The organism is Klebsiella sp. K47, from assembly GCF_051858335.1.
In the GTDB taxonomy this organism is placed as follows: domain Bacteria; phylum Pseudomonadota; class Gammaproteobacteria; order Enterobacterales; family Enterobacteriaceae; genus Klebsiella; species Klebsiella pneumoniae.
This window is the reverse complement of the sequence record NZ_JBPYUI010000021.1, coordinates 1-17,107: the sequence shown is the minus strand read 5'-3', so window position 1 is coordinate 17,107 and position 17,107 is coordinate 1. Positions and strand designations below refer to the sequence as shown.

Genomic DNA, 17,107 nt, shown 5'->3' with positions numbered 1-17,107 from the left:
CAGGTCCCTAATGAACGCAACCCTGATCGCTTCGACCCTACTAAAAACCGCGCCAGCCGCGGTGGTCGTCGTGTCTGTGGTGGTCGTCGTCGGCAATGCGCCGTAGGGTCCGGAACAACACGAATTCCAAACCCCGCCGGCGCAAACCGAGCGGGGTTTTTTGTTGGCGAGCCCCCCGGTAAAGTCGGCCCAGAAGAAAAGGACTGGAGCATGGCAAGTTCGGGCACCACATCAAACACAATGCGCTTTACCGGCGCGCAGCTGGTTGTTCATTTACTGGAGCGCCAGGGTATCACTATGGTCAGCGGCATTCCGGGCGGCTCCATCCTGCCTATCTACGATGCCTTAAGCCAGAGCACGCAAATCCGCCACATCCTGGCGCGCCACGAGCAGGGCGCGGGCTTTATCGCCCAGGGGATGGCGCGTACCGAAGGAAAGCCGGCGGTCTGTATGGCCTGCAGCGGCCCGGGGGCGACGAACCTGGTGACGTCGATCGCCGATGCCCGCCTGGATTCGATTCCGCTGGTCTGCATCACCGGCCAGGTACCGGCCTCGATGATCGGTACCGACGCCTTCCAGGAAGTGGACACCTACGGCATCTCTATCCCCATCACCAAACATAACTATCTGGTGCGCGACATTGCCGAGCTGCCGCAGGTGATCAGCGACGCCTTCCGTATTGCCCAGTCCGGGCGTCCCGGGCCGGTGTGGATAGACATTCCTAAGGACGTGCAGTCGGCGACCATTGAGCTGGAAGCGCTGCCTGAGCCTGGCGAGCGCGCCCCGGCACCGGCATTCGCGCCTGAAAGCGTGCGTGAAGCGGCGGCAATGATCAACGCGGCGAAACGCCCGGTACTGTATCTGGGCGGCGGGGTGATTAACGCGCCGCAGGCGATCCGTGAGCTGGCGGAAAAAGCCAACCTGCCGACCACCATGACCTTAATGGCGCTGGGCATGCTGCCGAAGGCGCACCCGCTGTCGCTGGGGATGCTGGGGATGCACGGCGCGCGCAGCACCAACTTCATTCTGCAGGAGGCGGATTTACTGATTGTTTTAGGCGCCCGTTTTGATGACCGGGCGATTGGCAAGACCGAGCAGTTCTGCCCGAACGCGAAGATTATCCACGTCGATATCGACCGCGCCGAACTGGGCAAAATCAAGCAACCGCACGTGGCGATTCAGGGCGATGTGGCGGAAGTCTTAGCCCAGCTGAACCCGCAGATTGAGGCGCAGCCGCGCGAGGAATGGCGCCAGCTGGTGGCCGACTTGCAGCGCGAATTCCCCTGCGCCATCCCGCAGGAAAGCGACCCGCTCTCCCATTACGGCCTGATTAACGCCGTGGCCGCCTGCGTGGATGATGAAGCGATCATCACTACCGACGTTGGCCAGCACCAGATGTGGACGGCGCAGGCCTACCCGCTCAATCGTCCGCGCCAGTGGCTGACCTCCGGCGGCCTCGGCACCATGGGCTTCGGCCTGCCGGCGGCCATCGGCGCTGCGCTGGCGAATCCGCAGCGCAAGGTTATCTGCTTCTCCGGCGACGGCAGCCTGATGATGAATATTCAGGAGATGGCCACCGCCGCCGAAAATCAGCTGGATGTAAAAATTATCCTGCTGAACAACGAAGCGCTGGGGCTGGTGCATCAGCAGCAGAGCCTGTTCTATCAGCAGGGCGTTTTTGCCGCCACCTATCCGGGGATGATTAACTTTATGCAGATTGCCGCCGGTTTTGGCCTGCAAACCTGTGATTTAAATAATGAAGTCGATCCGCAGGCGGCGCTGCAGGCGATCATCGACCGTCCGGGGCCGGCGCTGATCCACGTGCGCATCGACGCACAGCAGAAAGTGTATCCGATGGTACCGCCGGGTGCGGCCAATACTGAAATGGTGGGGGAATAAGCCATGCAAAAACAATGTGATAACGTCATTCTGGAACTCACCGTCCGCAACCATCCCGGCGTCATGACCCACGTGTGCGGGCTTTTTGCCCGTCGCGCGTTTAACGTCGAAGGCATTCTCTGTCTGCCAATTCAGGGCAGCGAACACAGCCGCATCTGGCTGCTGGTAAATGATGACCAGCGACTGGGGCAGATGATTAGCCAGATTGAAAAGCTTGAGGATGTCACCAAAGTGGCGCGTAACCAGTCCGATCCCACCATGTTTAACAAAATTGCGGTGTTCTTCGAATAGCGCTCAAGGCTTGAACAGCCACGTGCTTATCGCTAAGGTAAGCGCCTTTACCGGATGACGCTGCGCTTATCCGGCCTACAAGCAGTGAATCCGTAGGCCGGATAAGGCGTTTACGCCGCCATCCGGCGTTTTCAGGCACCAGGACACACCATGACCACCATCGCCCTTATTGACGATCATTTGATTGTCCGCTCCGGCTTTGCTCAGCTGCTGGGGCTGGAAGCTGATTTTCAGGTTGTCGCCGAATTTGGTAGCGGTCGCGAGGCGCTGACGGGGCTACCGGGGCGCGGCGTGCAGGTCTGTATCTGCGATATCTCAATGCCGGATATTTCCGGGCTGGAGCTGCTCAGCCAGCTGCCGAAGGGGATGGCGACCATCATGCTGTCGGTACACGATAGCCCGGCGCTGATCGAGCAAGCGTTGAATGCCGGCGCGCGCGGCTTCCTGTCGAAACGCTGCAGCCCCGATGAACTTATCGCCGCGGTACGCACGGTGGCGGCGGGCGGTTGCTATCTCACGCCGGATATCGCCATGAAGTTGGCCGCCGGGCGCCAGGATCCGCTCACCAAACGCGAGCGTCAGGTGGCGGAAAAGCTGGCGCAGGGCATGGCGGTGAAAGAGATTGCCGCCGAGCTCGGTCTGTCGCCGAAAACCGTCCACGTACACCGCGCCAACCTGCTGGAAAAGCTGGGCGTCAGCAACGACGTTGAGCTGGCGCGCCGCATGTTCGATAGCTGGCAATGAAGGCCGTCGTCTCACGATTGCTGTCGGTCATCGGCTGCGCCTTTATCTTCGCGGCCGCCTGGTTCTGCCTGTGGAGCATCAGTCTGCATCTGGTGGAACGCGCGGATTTAGCGGTGCTGCTGTTTCCCTTTGGCCTGCGGCTGGGGTTAATGCTGCAATGCCCCCGCGGCTACTGGCCAGTGCTGCTGGGAACCGAGTGGCTGCTTATCTTATGGCTGGCGCAGGAGGTGGCGCTGGCGCACCCGATAATTTTGATGACCGGTAGCCTGCTGACTCTGCTGCCGGTGGCGTTGATCTCGCGCTACCGGCAGCAGCGCGACTGGCTGACGCTGCTGCGTCAGGGCGGGGCGTTAATGGCCGCCGCGCTGCTGCAATCGCTGCCGTGGCTGGCGGAGGGGGACGAGGGGCTTAACGCCCTGCTGTTGACGCTGACCGGCGGCCTGACGCTGGCGCCGACCTGCCTGGTTTTCTGGCACTATCTTACCAGCACCGTCTGGCGGCCGCTGGGGCCGGCGCTGGTGGCGCAGCCGGTTAACTGGCGCGGGCGGCATCTGATCTGGTATCTGCTGTTATTCACCATTAGCCTGTGGCTGCAGCTTGGCCTGCCCGCCGAGCTCTCCCGCTTTACCCCGTTTTGTCTGGCGCTGCCGATTATCGCCCTCGCCTGGCACTACGGCTGGCAGGGCGCGCTGATCGCCACCCTGATGAACGCTATCGCCTTGATTGCCAGCCAGACCTGGCACGATCACCCGGTCGATTTATTGCTTTCCCTGCTGGCACAGAGCCTCACCGGGCTGCTGTTGGGGGCGGGGATCCAGCGGCTACGCGAGCTGAACCAGTCATTACAAAGCGAGCTGGCGCGTAATCGTCGGCTGGCGGAACGCCTGCTGGAGACCGAAGAGAGCGTGCGGCGAGACGTCGCCCGCGAGCTCCATGATGATATCGGCCAGACCATCACCGCGATCCGCACCCAGGCCGGGATCGTACAGCGGCTGGCGCCGGACAACGCCAGCGTGCGCCAGAGCGGTCAGCTGATAGAACAGCTGTCGCTGGGAGTTTACGACTCGGTGCGTAGACTGCTAGGCCGTCTGCGTCCGCGTCAGCTCGACGACCTGCCGCTGGAGCAGGCGGTACGTTCGTTGATGCGCGAGATGGAGCTGGAGGACCGCGGCATTGTCAGCCATCTCGACTGGCGGATTAACGAGGCGGGACTGAGCGAGAACCAGCGCGTGACGCTGTTTCGCGTTTGCCAGGAGGGGCTGAATAATATCGTCAAGCACGCCAGCGCCAGCGCTGTCACTCTGCAGGGCTGGCAGCAGGATGAGCGACTAATGCTGGTGCTGGAAGATGACGGTTGCGGCCTGCCGCCGGGGTCGAATCTGCAGGGGTTCGGCCTGACCGGCATGCGCGAGCGCGTGACCGCCCTGGGCGGCACACTGACGATCTCCTGCACCCACGGTACCCGGGTGTGCGTCAATCTACCGCTGCGTTACGCCTGAGAGGATCGCCGATGTTCGCCTTTTTAAAAGCCCCGCCGGACGCTGCGCCGATTAGCGATAAACGCGAACTTGATGCGCGTTATCGCTACTGGCGTCGCCATATCCTGTTGACCATCTGGCTGGGCTACGCGCTGTTCTATTTCACCCGCAAAAGCTTTAACGCCGCGGTCCCGGAAATTCTCGCCAGCAACGTCCTGACCCGCAGCGATATTGGCCTGCTGGCCACGCTGTTCTATATCACCTACGGGCTGTCGAAATTTTTCTCCGGTATCGTCAGCGACCGCTCCGACGCCCGCTATTTTATGGGGCTGGGGCTTATCGCCACCGGGGTGGTGAATATTCTGTTCGGTTTTTCTTCCTCACTATGGGCTTTCGCGCTGCTGTGGGCGCTGAATGCCTTCTTCCAGGGCTGGGGCTCGCCGGTCTGCGCCCGACTGCTGACGGCCTGGTATTCGCGGACCGAGCGCGGCGGCTGGTGGGCGCTATGGAATACGGCGCATAACGTCGGCGGCGCGCTGATCCCGATGGTGGTGGGAGCGGCGGCGTTGCACTACGGCTGGCGTGCCGGGATGACCATTGCCGGCTGTCTGGCGATCCTCGCCGGACTGTATCTGTGCTGGCGGCTGCGCGATCGCCCGCAGGCGGTGGGGTTACCCGCCGTGGGCGACTGGCGTCACGATGCGCTGGAAATCGCCCAGCAGCAGGAAGGCGCTGGGATGTCTCGTAAAGCGATCCTGACCCGCTACGTGCTGGCCAATCCCTACATCTGGCTGCTGTCGTTGTGCTATGTGCTGGTGTACGTGGTGCGGGCGGCGATTAACGACTGGGGCAATCTGTATATGTCGGAGACGCTCGGCGTCGATCTGGTGACCGCTAACTCGGCGGTGACCATGTTTGAGCTGGGCGGTTTTATCGGTGCGCTGGTGGCGGGGTGGGGCTCGGATAAGCTGTTTAACGGCAACCGTGGGCCGATGAACCTGATTTTCGCCGCCGGAATTTTGCTGTCGGTTGGCGGCCTGTGGCTGATGCCGTTCGCCAGCTATGTCATGCAGGCGGCCTGCTTCTTCACTACCGGTTTCTTCGTTTTCGGCCCGCAGATGCTGATCGGCATGGCGGCGGCGGAATGTTCGCATAAAGAAGCCGCCGGGGCGGCAACCGGGTTTGTCGGCCTGTTCGCTTATCTTGGCGCCTCGCTTTCCGGCTGGCCGCTGGCGCAGGTGATGGATATCTGGCACTGGACCGGATTCTTCGTGGTGATTGCGATTGCCGCCGGCATTTCCGCGCTGCTGCTGCTGCCGTTTTTAAACGCGCAGGCGCCGCGTACCGCCAGCGAAGCGTGATGTAGCTCACCCTTTCGCCGCGAACGGGGCAAAACTAAGAAATTTTCCCGGTTTTACCTGGACGCCGTCTCAGGCCAGACGGCGCGCTGGTTTTTACAATGCCTGGTTATTACGCAGGCATAAAAAATCAGCTCAGGAGATACCCATGCTGGCCTTTCTGAATCAGGTGCGCAAGCCGACCCTGGATCTGCCGCTCGATGTGCGGCGCAAAATGTGGTTCAAACCTTTCATGCAGTCCTATCTGGTGGTTTTCATCGGCTACCTGACCATGTACTTGATCCGCAAGAACTTTAACATCGCGCAGAACGACATGATCTCCACCTACGGGCTGAGCATGACCCAGCTGGGGATGATTGGCCTGGGCTTCTCCATCACCTACGGCGTGGGCAAGACGCTGGTCTCTTATTATGCCGACGGCAAAAACACCAAGCAGTTCCTGCCGTTTATGCTGATCCTCTCCGCCATCTGTATGCTGGGCTTTAGCGCCAGCATGGGGGCGGGTTCTACCAGCCTGTTCCTGATGATTGCCTTCTATGCGCTGAGCGGTTTCTTCCAGAGCACCGGCGGCTCGTGCAGCTATTCCACCATCACCAAGTGGACGCCCAGACGCAAACGCGGCACTTTCCTCGGCTTCTGGAATATCTCCCACAACCTCGGCGGCGCGGGCGCGGCGGGCGTGGCGCTGTTTGGCGCCAACTATCTGTTCGACGGCCATGTGATCGGCATGTTTATCTTCCCGTCGATTATTGCGCTGATCGTTGGCTTTATCGGCCTGCGCTACGGTAGCGACTCTCCGGAATCCTACGGCCTCGGCACGGCGGAAGAGCTGTTTGGCGAAGCGATCAGCGAAGAGGACAAAGAGACCGAAGAAAATGCGATGACCAAGTGGCAGATCTTTGTTGAGTACGTGCTGAAAAACAAAGTGATCTGGCTGCTGTGCTTCTCCAACATCTTCCTCTACGTGGTGCGTATCGGTATCGATCAGTGGTCCACCGTGTACGCCTTCCAGGAGCTGAAGCTGTCGAAAGAGGTGGCGATTCAGGGCTTTACCCTGTTTGAGGTCGGCGCGCTGGTCGGCACGCTGCTGTGGGGCTGGCTGTCGGATCTGGCCAACGGCCGCCGCGCGCTGGTGGCCTGCATCGCGCTGGCGCTGATTATCGCCACCCTCGGGGTTTACCAACATGCCAGCAACCAGTACGTCTATCTGGCCTCGTTGTTTGCGCTGGGCTTCCTGGTGTTTGGTCCGCAGCTGTTGATCGGCGTCGCCGCCGTCGGTTTCGTACCGAAAAAAGCGATCGGCGCCGCCGATGGAATCAAGGGCACCTTCGCCTATCTGATCGGCGATAGCTTCGCCAAACTGGGTCTTGGGATGATCGCCGACGGCACCCCGGTCTTCGGCCTGACCGGCTGGGCCGGCACCTTTGCGGCGCTGGACGCCGCCGCCGTCGGCTGTATCTGCCTGATGGCCATCGTGGCTATCTTTGAAGAGCGTAAAATTCGCCGCGAGAAAAAGAACCGTATTTTGCAGACCGCCTGATTCACCAGGTATTTGGTAACCTTGCCCGGCCTTCGCGCCGGGCTTTTTTATTTCTTGCGCATTATGCCAGGTCCGACAGTCGACAGCAGGCAAATTCCCATTATGATAGTCAGGCTGCGATTGGATGAGAGGATGCATGATCTGGATAGGACTGGCCACCCTGGTAGTGGTGTTTGTTGTGGGATTTCGGGTGCTTACCTCTGATTCACGCCGCGCGATCCGCCGCCTGAGCGAACGCCTCGGCATCACGCCTGTCCCGCTGGAATCGATGATCGATCAGCTGGGAAAAACCGCCGGTAATGAGTATTTGCGTTACCTGGAGCGGCCGAATGAAGCACATCTGCAGAACGCCGCCCAGGTGCTGCTCATCTGGCAGGTCGCGATTGTCGACGCCAGCGAAAAAAACCTGCATTACTGGTATCGCCTGATGCAAAAAGCGCGTTTAGCGGCGCCGATCACCGAGGCGCAGATCCGCCTGGCGCAAGGGTTTCTGCGCGAGCTGGATCCGGATATGAGCGATTTGCATAACCTTCAGCGGCGCTATAACGACCTGTTTCTCCCGGAAGACGGCGTGCACTGGCTGCACTGATCTCATAGTTATTCGGCCTGGGGTTCATCGCTTTTTGTGCCGGATGGCGGCTGCGCCTTATCCGGCCTACGGTTTCCGCACTCGTCACTTGCAGGCCGGATAAGCGTAAGCGCCATCCGGCAGGATAACTACAGTAGGATTTTCAGGCCGTGTTTTTGTACGACGCTAAGCAATTTTAATGACATTCCGCTTGGTCGCTTAGCGCCAGTCTCCCATTTTTGCACGGTAGACACGCTGGTATTCAGATAACGAGCGAACACGGGTTGGCTAACATTGAGTTGTTCACGTAGCGCTTTAATTTCAATGGGTTGAAGTGCGGCTACGCTACCGAGACATGATTCATCAAAATGGCGCATTGTTTCCTGTGGGATTGCGCCAACGCTGAATAGCCCCGACGCAGCGCTATGGATCGCTTCGAAAGCCGGGCTTTTGTATTTATTTTTTGCTGTCATCGCAAATCTCCACTAATTCTTTACTTTTAACTAAGGCCGTCGTTTTCTCTTCAGAGAGATTGGCATAGTGTTTTGCTAACTCACGAATCCCCATTAATTCGCGATGGTTGATATTGGCCATATCCTGTTTGGCATATAGAAAGGTATAAAACCAATACTCTGCGCTTTTTTGGTAAGGATGATTGCGCGATCGCGATTCTTGTTGAGTCGCTTTTTATAAACCCCTCCTCCTAAATCAACCACCTTGCCCTGAAGCGCAGATTGAATTGCCTGATAGAGCTCGTCGTCGGAAATGCCATGAGAGCTAGCCTCTCTGGCGAACCATTTGGTTTTGAAGATACGCATTGCTGACATCCTGTCGTTAAAAGTATAGCACATAGTGCTATATTAAATTCTCCTGAGATTTGTTAAAGCGATAGCAAGCAACGTTTTTTTAAACATACGAGCAGCTACGCATCCTCTTATGAAAAGCGATGAGAGTTGCGAAAACGTTAAATGCGTCACAAACAAAATGTTACACTGCGCAGCTTTCCGCCACTTTCTTCGCAGGTCACTCATGAGTCATTCAAATGAAACCAAACCCCATGCACGCGAGCTGGCGCGACCAAACTGGTCGGCGGTCTTCGCGGTTGCTTTCTGCGTTGCCTGCCTGATTACCGTCGAATTTCTACCGGTCAGTCTGCTGACGCCGATGGCGCTGGATTTAGGCATCTCCGAAGGGATGGCCGGGCAGTCGGTGACGACGACGGCATTCGTCGCGATGTTTTCCAGCCTGTTTATCACCACGGTGATAGGTAAAACCGATCGCCGCTACGTGGTTATCCTGTTTTCGCTGCTGCTGACCCTTTCCTGCCTGCTGGTATCTTTCGCTGATAGCTTCACCCTGCTACTACTGGGGCGCGCCTGTCTGGGCCTGGCGCTCGGCGGTTTCTGGGCGATGTCCGCATCGCTGACCATGCGGCTGGTGCCGATGCGCGTGGTGCCGAAAGCGCTATCGATTATTTTCGGCGCGGTATCGATCGCGCTGGTAATTGCTGCCCCATTGGGCAGTTTCCTTGGCGGGCTTATCGGCTGGCGCAACGTCTTTAACGGCGCGGCGGTGATGGGCGTGCTGTGTACGCTCTGGGTGCTGAAAGCGCTGCCGTCGCTGCCCGGTGAATCGGCTTCTCAGCAGCAAAATATGTTTGGTCTGCTGAAGCGTCCGGGGGTGATGGCCGGAATGTGCGCCATTTTCATGGCCTTTGCCGGACAGTTCGCCTTCTTTACCTATATTCGCCCGGTTTACATGACCCTCGCCGGTTTTGACGTCGACGGCCTGACGCTGGTGCTGCTGAGCTTTGGTATCGCCAGCTTTATCGGCACCTCGCTCTCCTCGGTGCTGCTCAAGCGTTCGGTAAAAGCGGCGCTGGCGATCGCGCCGCTGGTGCTGACCGCCTGCGCGGTGGCGCTGGTGCTGTGGGGAGAGAGCAAAATCATCGCCTCGACGGTGGCGATTATCTGGGGCTTCGCGTTTGCGCTGATCCCGGTGGGGTGGTCAACGTGGATCACCCGTTCCCTCTCCGATCAGGCGGAAAAAGCCGGGTCGATTCAGGTGGCGGTGATCCAGCTGGCCAACACCTGCGGCGCCGCGGTCGGCGGCATTGCGCTTGACCACTTAGGGCTGCTGTCGCCGCTGGTGTTGTCAGGGATATTGATGCTGTTTACCGGCCTGCTGGTGGCGGCCAAAGTGAAGGTGAATTCACCCGCTTAAGGCCGCTCGCCTTTTGCCAGCCGGGCATTGATGTCGGCAATCACTTCCGGCAGGTCCGCCAGGGTATCAACCACATAATGCGCCCCGGCGGCATACAGTTTGCCTGCCGCCCGCTCGCGGCGGGTGGCGATTTCCGCTTTCGACATCGCCTGGTACTCCTCCCAGGTAGCGCCGAATTCGTTACCGGACACCGCCAGCCCGACGCTCCACATCCCGGCATGTAACCCTTCGCTGATGCCCGGCGCGGCGTCGTCGACCTTCACGCAGTGGGCCACATCGTCTATGCCCAGGGTAATCACGTTCTGCAGCGCCATCCACGGGCCCGGACGACCGCCGGCGGCAAGGTCATCGGTGGCGACCCAGTGGTCCGGGGCGTAGCCCTGGGCGGCGGCGGCCGGTACCAGCTTTTCCATCACCGGGCGCGGATAGCCCGAGCAGGAGCCGATCTTCAGGCCCTCGGCGCGAAACGTGGCGATGGTGTCGACCACGCCGGCAATCGGTGCGGAAAAATCGACAACCTTAGCGATTTGCAGCGGCATAAACGCGGCGTAGATCGCATCGATATCCGCGGCCGTCATCGCGCGGCCGAATTTGGCCTGCCAGCGGCTATCGACAGCGGGGAGTTTGCCCAGCGCCTCAATGTGCTGCCACTTGCCAAGCCCCATCGGCACGCGGGCCTCTTCAAGGGTGATCTCAATATCGAAGGCCTGGCGGAAGGCCTCGACGAAGATTTGCGTCGGGGCGAAAGAGCCGAAGTCTACGGTGGTGCCTGCCCAGTCAAGGATCAGTGCGCTAATACGGTTCATGGCGGTTCCTTATTGTTTCCAGTACATGGCGTTGTCGATAGCCGCCAGCAGGGCGGTGATATCGGCGTCGTAGACTTCGCCAATGTTGCCGATGCGGAAGCAGTCGCTTTGCGATACTTTGCCCGGATAGATAACGAAGCCCTGATCTTTCAGCTTCTGGTAGAAGGTGTGAAAGCGATACTGCGGCGCATCCGGTGAATAAAAGGCGGTAATGATCGGCGAGTGCAGGCTATCGTCGAGCAGTGGCCGGAAGCCGAGCGCGCGCATCCCGGCGACCAGCCGGCGCTGATTGTTGCGGTAGCGCTGATGGCGAGCGCTGACGCCGCCCTCCTGCGCCAGCTCTTTCAGCGCCTGGGCGAAGGCCAGCACGGTATGGGTCGGCGAGGTGAAGCGCCACTTGCCGTGGTTGTCCTCCATGCAGCGCCACTGGGCGTACAGATCCAGCGACAGCGAGCGTGAACGGCCTTTGCAGGCGGCCAGCTCCGCTTCACGGGCAATCACGAAGGCAAAGCCCGGCACGCCCTGAATGCATTTATTGGCGGAGCTTATCAGGTAATCAATATTCAGCGCGGCGATATCCAGTGGAATGCCGCCGAAGCTGCTCATCGCATCGACGATATAGCGTTTATCGTACCGTTTCGCCAGTTCGGCCACCTCTTCGATCGGATTCAGCATACCGGTGGTGGTTTCGCTGTGTACCATCGCGATATGGGTGATCGCCGGGTCGTTCTGCAGGATCTGTTCGATCGCCGCCGCGTCCGGACGGGAGACTTCGCCGCAGTCGTAAGGGTGGCAGGCGATGCCCATCAGTTGCGCCATCTCAATCATACGCGCGCCATAGGCGCCATTGCTGACGATTAGCACTTTGCCTTGTTCGCCGATGACGCTGCCGAGCACCGCTTCGACCGCGTAGCTGCCGCTACCCTGCAGCAGCACTGCGGTATAACCGTCGGCCGGGGTAGCCAACTGCACCAGCTGCTGGCGAATGGTCTGTACCACGCCGAGATTGTAATCATCATCCCAGGTGCAGCTATCGAACAACATCGCCTCTTTCACCGTACGGGAGGTGGTTAACGGGCCGGGGGTCAGCAGCAGGTAATTTCGTGAAGTCATTTGTCTCACCATTTGGTCTATACCAGATTTATAGTTATCATGGAGACAAAGCCGGGAAAGGGTCAAAGGAAATGTGGCGCTGCAACAAAAAATTCATCTGGCTATGTATAATGAGCGCACGAAAAGTGGCAGTGAGTAAACATGAAATCACCCTCTGGCGAGATGCCGCAATATCTGATGATTAAGGCGCAGCTGCAGGCGCGTATTCAAAACGGCGCCCTCAAAAGCGGCGACAAGCTGCCTTCCGAGCGCGAGCTGTGCGCGCTGTTCAACACGACCCGGATTACGGTGCGTGAGAGCCTGGCGCAGCTGGAGGCCAGCGGCGTGATTTACCGCGCCGACCGTCGCGGCTGGTTCGTGACGCCGGAGCGTCTATGGCTGGATCCGACGCAAAATACCAACTTCCACAAGCTGTGTCTCGAGCAGGGGCGCGAACCGAAAACGGTGCTGCTTGATGGCCGCCTGGCTGCCGTGCCGCTGGACGTAATGGCGCCGCTGGCGCTGCAGCCCTTCGATCAGGTCTACCTGCTGACCCGGCTGCGCTATGCCGACGGCCGGCCGGTGTGCTACTGCGAAAACCACTGTCTGCCCGCGCGGGTGCCTGAGCTGCTGCGCCACGATCTCAACGGCAGTCTGACCGAGATTTATCAAACTCACTACGACCTGATCTATACCAGTATGCATCTGTCGTTTTATCCCACCTCAATGCCGCCGCAGGCCGCCGAGGCGCTGGGGGTGATGGAGGGGCGCCCGGCGCTGCTGTTACGCCGGCTGAATTACGATCAGCATGGGCGTATTCTCGATTATGATATTGAATACTGGCGGCATGACAGCCTGCGGATCGAAGTCGATACCCATTGATTTTATTAGTTAAATTTTTTGATCTCCCCGGTGGCGCTAGCGCTTACCGGGGCTACGCATCCCGCTCGTTTTAACTCCTTCGACACACTTCTTTCATCGTTTTGTCATAAACCATCGGTAGCGTGAAGGCAAATCTGGTCTACACCAGAATAACTAACTGCGATGAGGCTTACACGATGAAACTCTCCCGACTTGCTCTGCTGTCCCTGTTCGCGCTGACCAGCTCTCCGGTTTGGGCGGACGGCGTCGTCACGGTTTACTCCGCCGACGGCCTGCATGACGGCGATAACAGCTGGTATCAGAGCCAGTTTGCTGCCTTCACCAAAGCGACGGGCATTAAAGTGCAGTATGTGGAAGGCGGCTCCGGCGCGATCGTCGAGCGTCTGGCCAAGGAGCGCACCAATCCGCAGGCTGATGTGCTGGTCACGGTGCCGCCGTTTATCCAGCGCGCCGCGAAAGAGCAATTGCTGGCAACCTTTACCCCGCAGGGAAGCGCGCAGATCCCCGGCGCTAACGACCGTTACGCGCCGCTGGTGAACAACTATCTGACCTTCATCTATAACAGCCAGTTGCTGAAAACCGCGCCGGCCAGCTGGCAGGATCTGCTGGATAGCCGCTACAAGAACAAGTTGCAGTACTCCACGCCGGGTCAGGCGGGCGACGGTACCGCGGTGATGCTGCAGGCGTTCCACAGCCTCGGCGGTAAAGACGCCGGCTTCGAGTATCTGGGCAAGCTGCAGGCCAATAACGTTGGCCCATCGGCCTCGACCGGTAAGCTGACGGCGCTGGTCAACAAAGGCGAGCTGTACGTCGCCAACGGCGATCTGCAGATGAACCTGTCGCAGATGGCGCGTAACCCGAACGTTAAAATTTTCTGGCCGGCGGATGACAAAGGCGAGCGCAGCGCGCTGGCGCTGCCCTACACCATCGGGTTGGTACAGAACGGACCGAACAGCGAAAACGGCAAGAAGCTGATCAATTTCCTGCTGGATAAACCGGCGCAATCCAGCGTCAGCGCGCGCTCCTGGGGCCTGCCGGTACGCAGCGATGTGGCGCCGGATGATGCTAACTTTAAGGCGGCGAAAGCGGCGCTCGACGGCGTGAAGAGCTGGGAGCCGAACTGGGACGATGTCGCGGTATCGCTGTCGGCTGACATTGCCCGCTGGCATAAAGTGACCGATAGCGAGTAAGCCTGATGTTGATGAAAACCACCGTCACTTCTTCCCCGTCGCTGGCGGGGACGTCCGGGATCACCCTGGACTCGCTGCGCGTTTCATACCACGGCAACGTGGTCTTAAAACCGCTGTCATTGACCATTGAGCCCGGTGAGGTGCTGGCGCTGATTGGCCCTTCCGGTTCCGGGAAAACCACGGTGCTGCGGGCGATTGCCGGTTTTGTGCAACCGGCTGGCGGGCGGATCCTGATCGGCGATACTGACGTCACCCAGTTGCCGCCGTACAAACGCGGGCTGGCGATGGTGGTGCAGAACTACGCGCTGTTCCCGCATATGAAGGTGGAAGATAACGTTGCTTTCGGCCTGCGGGCGCAAAAGCAGCCCAGGGGGCTTATCGCCGAGCGGGTGACTGAAGCCTTAAAAATCGTCGGCATGGCGGATTACGCCACCCGCTACCCGCATCAGCTTTCCGGCGGCCAGCAGCAGCGCGTGGCGATAGCCCGCGCGATTGCCGTGCGTCCTCGGGTGCTGTTGCTTGATGAACCGCTGTCGGCGCTGGATGCGCAAATTCGTCATAACATGGTGGAAGAGATTGCCCGTCTGCATCGCGAACTGCCGGAACTGACCATTCTCTACGTCACCCACGATCAGACCGAAGCGCTGACCCTGGCGGACAAAATCGGCATCATGAAAGACGGGTCGCTGATCGCCCACGGTGAAACGCACGAGCTGTACCACTATCCGCCGAACCGCTTTAGCGCCGAATTCCTCGGCCGCGCCAATATCCTGCAGGCGACGGCGCTGAAAGACAGCCCCGAGCCGGGGCTGGTTAGCGTGAGCTGCGGCGGCGGCCTGATTAACGCCTTCAGCCGGGGCGGCCTGCATGGCAACAACAAGCTGTTATGCATTCGCCCGCAGCACATGAGCCTGGCGCCGCGATCGGCAACCAGTAATCGTCTCAATGCTACCCTGACCTCGGTACACTGGCAGGGCGATCTGACGCATCTGCTGTGCGATGTTGCCGGCGAAGCGGTGCGGATCGTCATGACCCACGTGAACCCGCTGCCGCGCGCGGGGGACAAGCTGGCGCTCTACTTCGAACCTGGCGATGCGGTTCTGATCGAGGTGCAATGATGGCGCAAACCCTCACGCTTGCGCGTCCGGCGCGAAACTTACGGCCTTACCTGTGGCTGGCATTGCCGCTGCTGGTGCTGGCGACGCTGTTTTTCTATCCGCTACTGCTGATCGCCGAACAGGCGCTGCGCGACGCCAGCGGCAACCTGAGCCTCGAGACCTTCTGGCAGGTGATTGACTCAAAACGCTTTATTGGCGCGCTGCTCAATACCTTACAGATTGCGGTGTTCGCCACCCTTGGCTGTCTGGTGCTCGGCAGCGTGCTGGCGCTGATTCTGGTGTTTATTCCGTTCCCCGGCAGCCAACTGGTGGGCCGGGTCATTGATACTTTTATTGCGCTGCCGACCTTTCTTATCACTCTCGCATTCACCTTTATTTACGGCTCGGCGGGGCTGCTCAACGGCACCCTGATGGCGCTGTTTGCTTTTGAACTGCCGCCGGTAGACTTCCTCTATTCGATTAACGGCGTGATTCTGGCGGAGATTACCGTCTTTACGCCGCTAGTGATGCGTCCGTTGATGGCGGGACTGCGGCAGATAGATAAGAGCCAGCTGGAAGCGGCGAGTATTCTCGGCGCTCATCCGTTATGGGTGATTACCCAGGTTATCTTCCCGGCAGCGCTCCCGGCGCTGATGGCGGGCGGCAGCCTGTGCCTGCTATTGACCACTAACGAGTTCGGGATCGTGCTGTTTATTGGCGCCAAAGGGGTCAATACCCTACCGATGATGGTCTACAGCAAGGCGATTCTGGAGTCGGATTACAGCGTGGCCTGCATGATTGCGCTGATCAATATTCTGCTGTCGCTGGGGCTGTTTATGCTCTATCGGCTGGCGGCGGCGCGCACTGGTGTAAGGAGTTAACGATGTTGATTTGGTCGCGTAAAGGCCGCGCGGCGGCGGGCGCGCTGGCGGTGACGCTTTTTGCCGGCGTTTTCCTGCTGCCGCTGGCGGTGATTTTACTCTCCAGCCTGAGTAAACAATGGAACGGCCTGCTGCCCACCGGCTTTACCTTTGCCCACTTTGTTAACGCCTTTCGCGGCGCGGCGTGGGATTCGCTGTTTTCGAGCCTGATGGTGGGCTTCTGCGCCAGCCTGTTGGCGCTGCTGTGCGGGATGTGGGCGGCGCTGGCGCTGCGCCAGTATGGCGCGACGCTACAGAAATATCTTGGCCTGGCGTTTTATCTGCCCAGCGCCATCCCCTCGGTTTCCGTCGGGCTGGGCATTCTGGTGGCGTTCAGCCAGGGGCCGCTGCAGATGAACGGCACCTTCTTTATCGTTCTGGCGGCGCACTTCGTGCTGATCTCCGCCTTTACCTTCAGCAACGTAACGACCGGGCTGGCGCGTATTTCCGCTGATATTGAAAACGTCGCCTCCAGCCTGGGCGCTTCGCCGTGGTATCGCCTGCGCCATGTGACACTGCCGCTGATGACGCCGTGGATGATCTCGGCGCTGGCGCTGAGCCTGTCGTTGTCGATGGGAGAGCTAGGGGCGACGGTGATGATCTATCCGCCGGGCTGGACGACGCTGCCGGTGACCATTTTCAGCCTCACCGATCGCGGCAATATCGCCGATGGCTCGGCGCTGACCATTGTGCTGGTGGGCGTCACGCTGCTGTTGATGATGAAGCTTGAGCGTATCGCCCGCCGATTAAGCCAGAGATAAAGAATTGATGACGCCACCAGGGCACGGGTCTGACTGCCCGGCGGCGCTGCGCTTGCCGGTCCTGGGGGGGAGCCCGCAGGAAGGAACGTAGGCCGGATAAGGCATTTATGCCGCCATCCGGCACAACCATAGGTATGGAGCTTGAAGTGTCCTGCCCGGCGGCGCTGCGCTTGCCGGTCCTGGGGGGAGCCCGCAGGAAGGAACGTAGGCCGGATAAGGCATGTATGCCGCCATCCGGCATAAATGGAGCGCACCAGT

17 protein-coding genes and 1 pseudogene are annotated in these 17,107 nt (G+C 59.7%); 14 read left to right on the top strand and 4 right to left on the bottom strand.

Features of this window, described 5'->3' with window-relative positions; translation table 11 throughout:
* The first annotated feature begins 10 nt into the window (after nucleotides 1-10).
* The 8 genes from ivbL (at nucleotide 11) to RRF55_RS19090 (ending at nucleotide 7,899) form a co-directional block, all read left to right on the top strand.
* Complete coding sequence (ivbL, locus tag RRF55_RS19125; RefSeq protein ID WP_002923286.1) at nucleotides 11-106, top strand: ilvB operon leader peptide IvbL; 96 nt, start codon at nucleotides 11-13, stop codon at nucleotides 104-106.
* Nucleotides 107-210: 104 nt separating this feature from the next.
* Nucleotides 211-1,899 carry an acetolactate synthase large subunit gene (ilvB, locus tag RRF55_RS19120; protein WP_032439063.1) on the top strand — a complete coding sequence of 563 codons (1,689 nt, stop codon included), beginning with the start codon at nucleotides 211-213 and terminating at the stop codon, nucleotides 1,897-1,899.
* Nucleotides 1,900-1,902: 3 nt separating this feature from the next.
* Complete coding sequence (gene ilvN / locus RRF55_RS19115) at nucleotides 1,903-2,190, top strand: acetolactate synthase small subunit (protein WP_002923283.1); 288 nt, start codon at nucleotides 1,903-1,905, stop codon at nucleotides 2,188-2,190.
* A 150-nt stretch (nucleotides 2,191-2,340) separates the two neighbouring features.
* Nucleotides 2,341-2,934, top strand: coding sequence for a transcriptional regulator UhpA (uhpA, locus tag RRF55_RS19110; RefSeq protein ID WP_002923282.1), 594 nt, complete (start codon nucleotides 2,341-2,343; stop codon nucleotides 2,932-2,934).
* Between the two features lie 17 nt (nucleotides 2,935-2,951).
* On the top strand, nucleotides 2,952-4,433 hold the full coding sequence (gene uhpB, locus RRF55_RS19105; RefSeq protein ID WP_004151519.1) for a signal transduction histidine-protein kinase/phosphatase UhpB: 1,482 nt from the start codon (nucleotides 2,952-2,954) through the stop codon (nucleotides 4,431-4,433).
* An 11-nt stretch (nucleotides 4,434-4,444) separates the two neighbouring features.
* Complete coding sequence (locus RRF55_RS19100; RefSeq protein ID WP_004145056.1) at nucleotides 4,445-5,773, top strand: MFS transporter; 1,329 nt, start codon at nucleotides 4,445-4,447, stop codon at nucleotides 5,771-5,773.
* A gap of 145 nt (nucleotides 5,774-5,918) precedes the next feature.
* The gene (gene uhpT / locus RRF55_RS19095) at nucleotides 5,919-7,310 is read left to right on the top strand and encodes a hexose-6-phosphate:phosphate antiporter (RefSeq protein ID WP_002923280.1); all 1,392 of its coding nucleotides are present in this window, start codon (nucleotides 5,919-5,921) and stop codon (nucleotides 7,308-7,310) included.
* Nucleotides 7,311-7,446: 136 nt separating this feature from the next.
* Nucleotides 7,447-7,899, top strand: a complete 453-nt coding sequence (locus RRF55_RS19090; RefSeq protein ID WP_439419155.1) for a DUF1198 domain-containing protein — start codon at nucleotides 7,447-7,449, stop codon at nucleotides 7,897-7,899.
* A 128-nt stretch (nucleotides 7,900-8,027) separates the two neighbouring features.
* On the opposite strand, the gene RRF55_RS19085 is transcribed toward RRF55_RS19090, so the two are convergent.
* Both RRF55_RS19085 and RRF55_RS19080 read right to left on the bottom strand, forming a co-directional pair.
* Nucleotides 8,028-8,351: a helix-turn-helix domain-containing protein gene (locus RRF55_RS19085; RefSeq protein ID WP_004173862.1), complete on the bottom strand. Its 324-nt coding sequence runs from the start codon at nucleotides 8,349-8,351 to the stop codon at nucleotides 8,028-8,030.
* Nucleotides 8,335-8,696 (bottom strand): annotated as a pseudogene (locus RRF55_RS19080) (type II toxin-antitoxin system RelE/ParE family toxin). The gene RRF55_RS19085 and the pseudogene RRF55_RS19080 overlap by 17 nt, the downstream one beginning before the upstream one ends.
* A 211-nt stretch (nucleotides 8,697-8,907) precedes the next feature.
* Between RRF55_RS19080 and nepI the strand changes: the two are divergent.
* Complete coding sequence (gene nepI / locus RRF55_RS19075) at nucleotides 8,908-10,101, top strand: purine ribonucleoside efflux pump NepI (RefSeq protein ID WP_004186250.1); 1,194 nt, start codon at nucleotides 8,908-8,910, stop codon at nucleotides 10,099-10,101.
* On the opposite strand, the gene phnX is transcribed toward nepI, so the two are convergent.
* A complete protein-coding gene (phnX, locus tag RRF55_RS19070; RefSeq protein WP_016532492.1) occupies nucleotides 10,098-10,907 on the bottom strand; it encodes a phosphonoacetaldehyde hydrolase in 810 nt (269 codons plus the stop codon). The two genes, nepI and phnX, sit on opposite strands and share 4 nt — an antisense overlap.
* A 9-nt stretch (nucleotides 10,908-10,916) precedes the next feature.
* Nucleotides 10,917-12,020: a 2-aminoethylphosphonate--pyruvate transaminase gene (phnW, locus tag RRF55_RS19065; RefSeq protein ID WP_004181579.1), complete on the bottom strand. Its 1,104-nt coding sequence runs from the start codon at nucleotides 12,018-12,020 to the stop codon at nucleotides 10,917-10,919.
* 141 nt (nucleotides 12,021-12,161) lie between these two features.
* Here phnW and phnR point away from each other — a divergent pair, with 141 nt between their 5' ends.
* The 5 genes from phnR to phnV all read left to right on the top strand — a co-directional run bounded on the left by phnR (nucleotide 12,162) and on the right by phnV (nucleotide 16,849).
* Nucleotides 12,162-12,881 (top strand): phosphonate utilization transcriptional regulator PhnR, encoded by a 720-nt coding sequence (phnR, locus tag RRF55_RS19060; RefSeq protein ID WP_004145049.1) that lies wholly within the window; start codon nucleotides 12,162-12,164, stop codon nucleotides 12,879-12,881.
* A gap of 176 nt (nucleotides 12,882-13,057) precedes the next feature.
* Entirely contained in the window at nucleotides 13,058-14,071 is a 1,014-nt protein-coding gene (gene phnS, locus RRF55_RS19055) for a 2-aminoethylphosphonate ABC transporter substrate-binding protein (protein WP_032415830.1), read from the top strand.
* Nucleotides 14,072-14,076: 5 nt separating this feature from the next.
* Nucleotides 14,077-15,189, top strand: a complete 1,113-nt coding sequence (phnT, locus tag RRF55_RS19050) for a 2-aminoethylphosphonate ABC transport system ATP-binding subunit PhnT (protein ID WP_004150258.1) — start codon at nucleotides 14,077-14,079, stop codon at nucleotides 15,187-15,189.
* Nucleotides 15,189-16,049: a 2-aminoethylphosphonate ABC transporter permease subunit gene (gene phnU, locus RRF55_RS19045; protein WP_032415829.1), complete on the top strand. Its 861-nt coding sequence runs from the start codon at nucleotides 15,189-15,191 to the stop codon at nucleotides 16,047-16,049. Before phnT ends, phnU begins: the two co-directional genes overlap by 1 nt.
* Nucleotides 16,050-16,051: 2 nt before the next feature.
* A complete protein-coding gene (gene phnV / locus RRF55_RS19040) occupies nucleotides 16,052-16,849 on the top strand; it encodes a 2-aminoethylphosphonate ABC transport system, membrane component PhnV (RefSeq protein ID WP_004145044.1) in 798 nt (265 codons plus the stop codon).
* The last annotated feature ends 258 nt before the right edge of the window (nucleotides 16,850-17,107 follow it).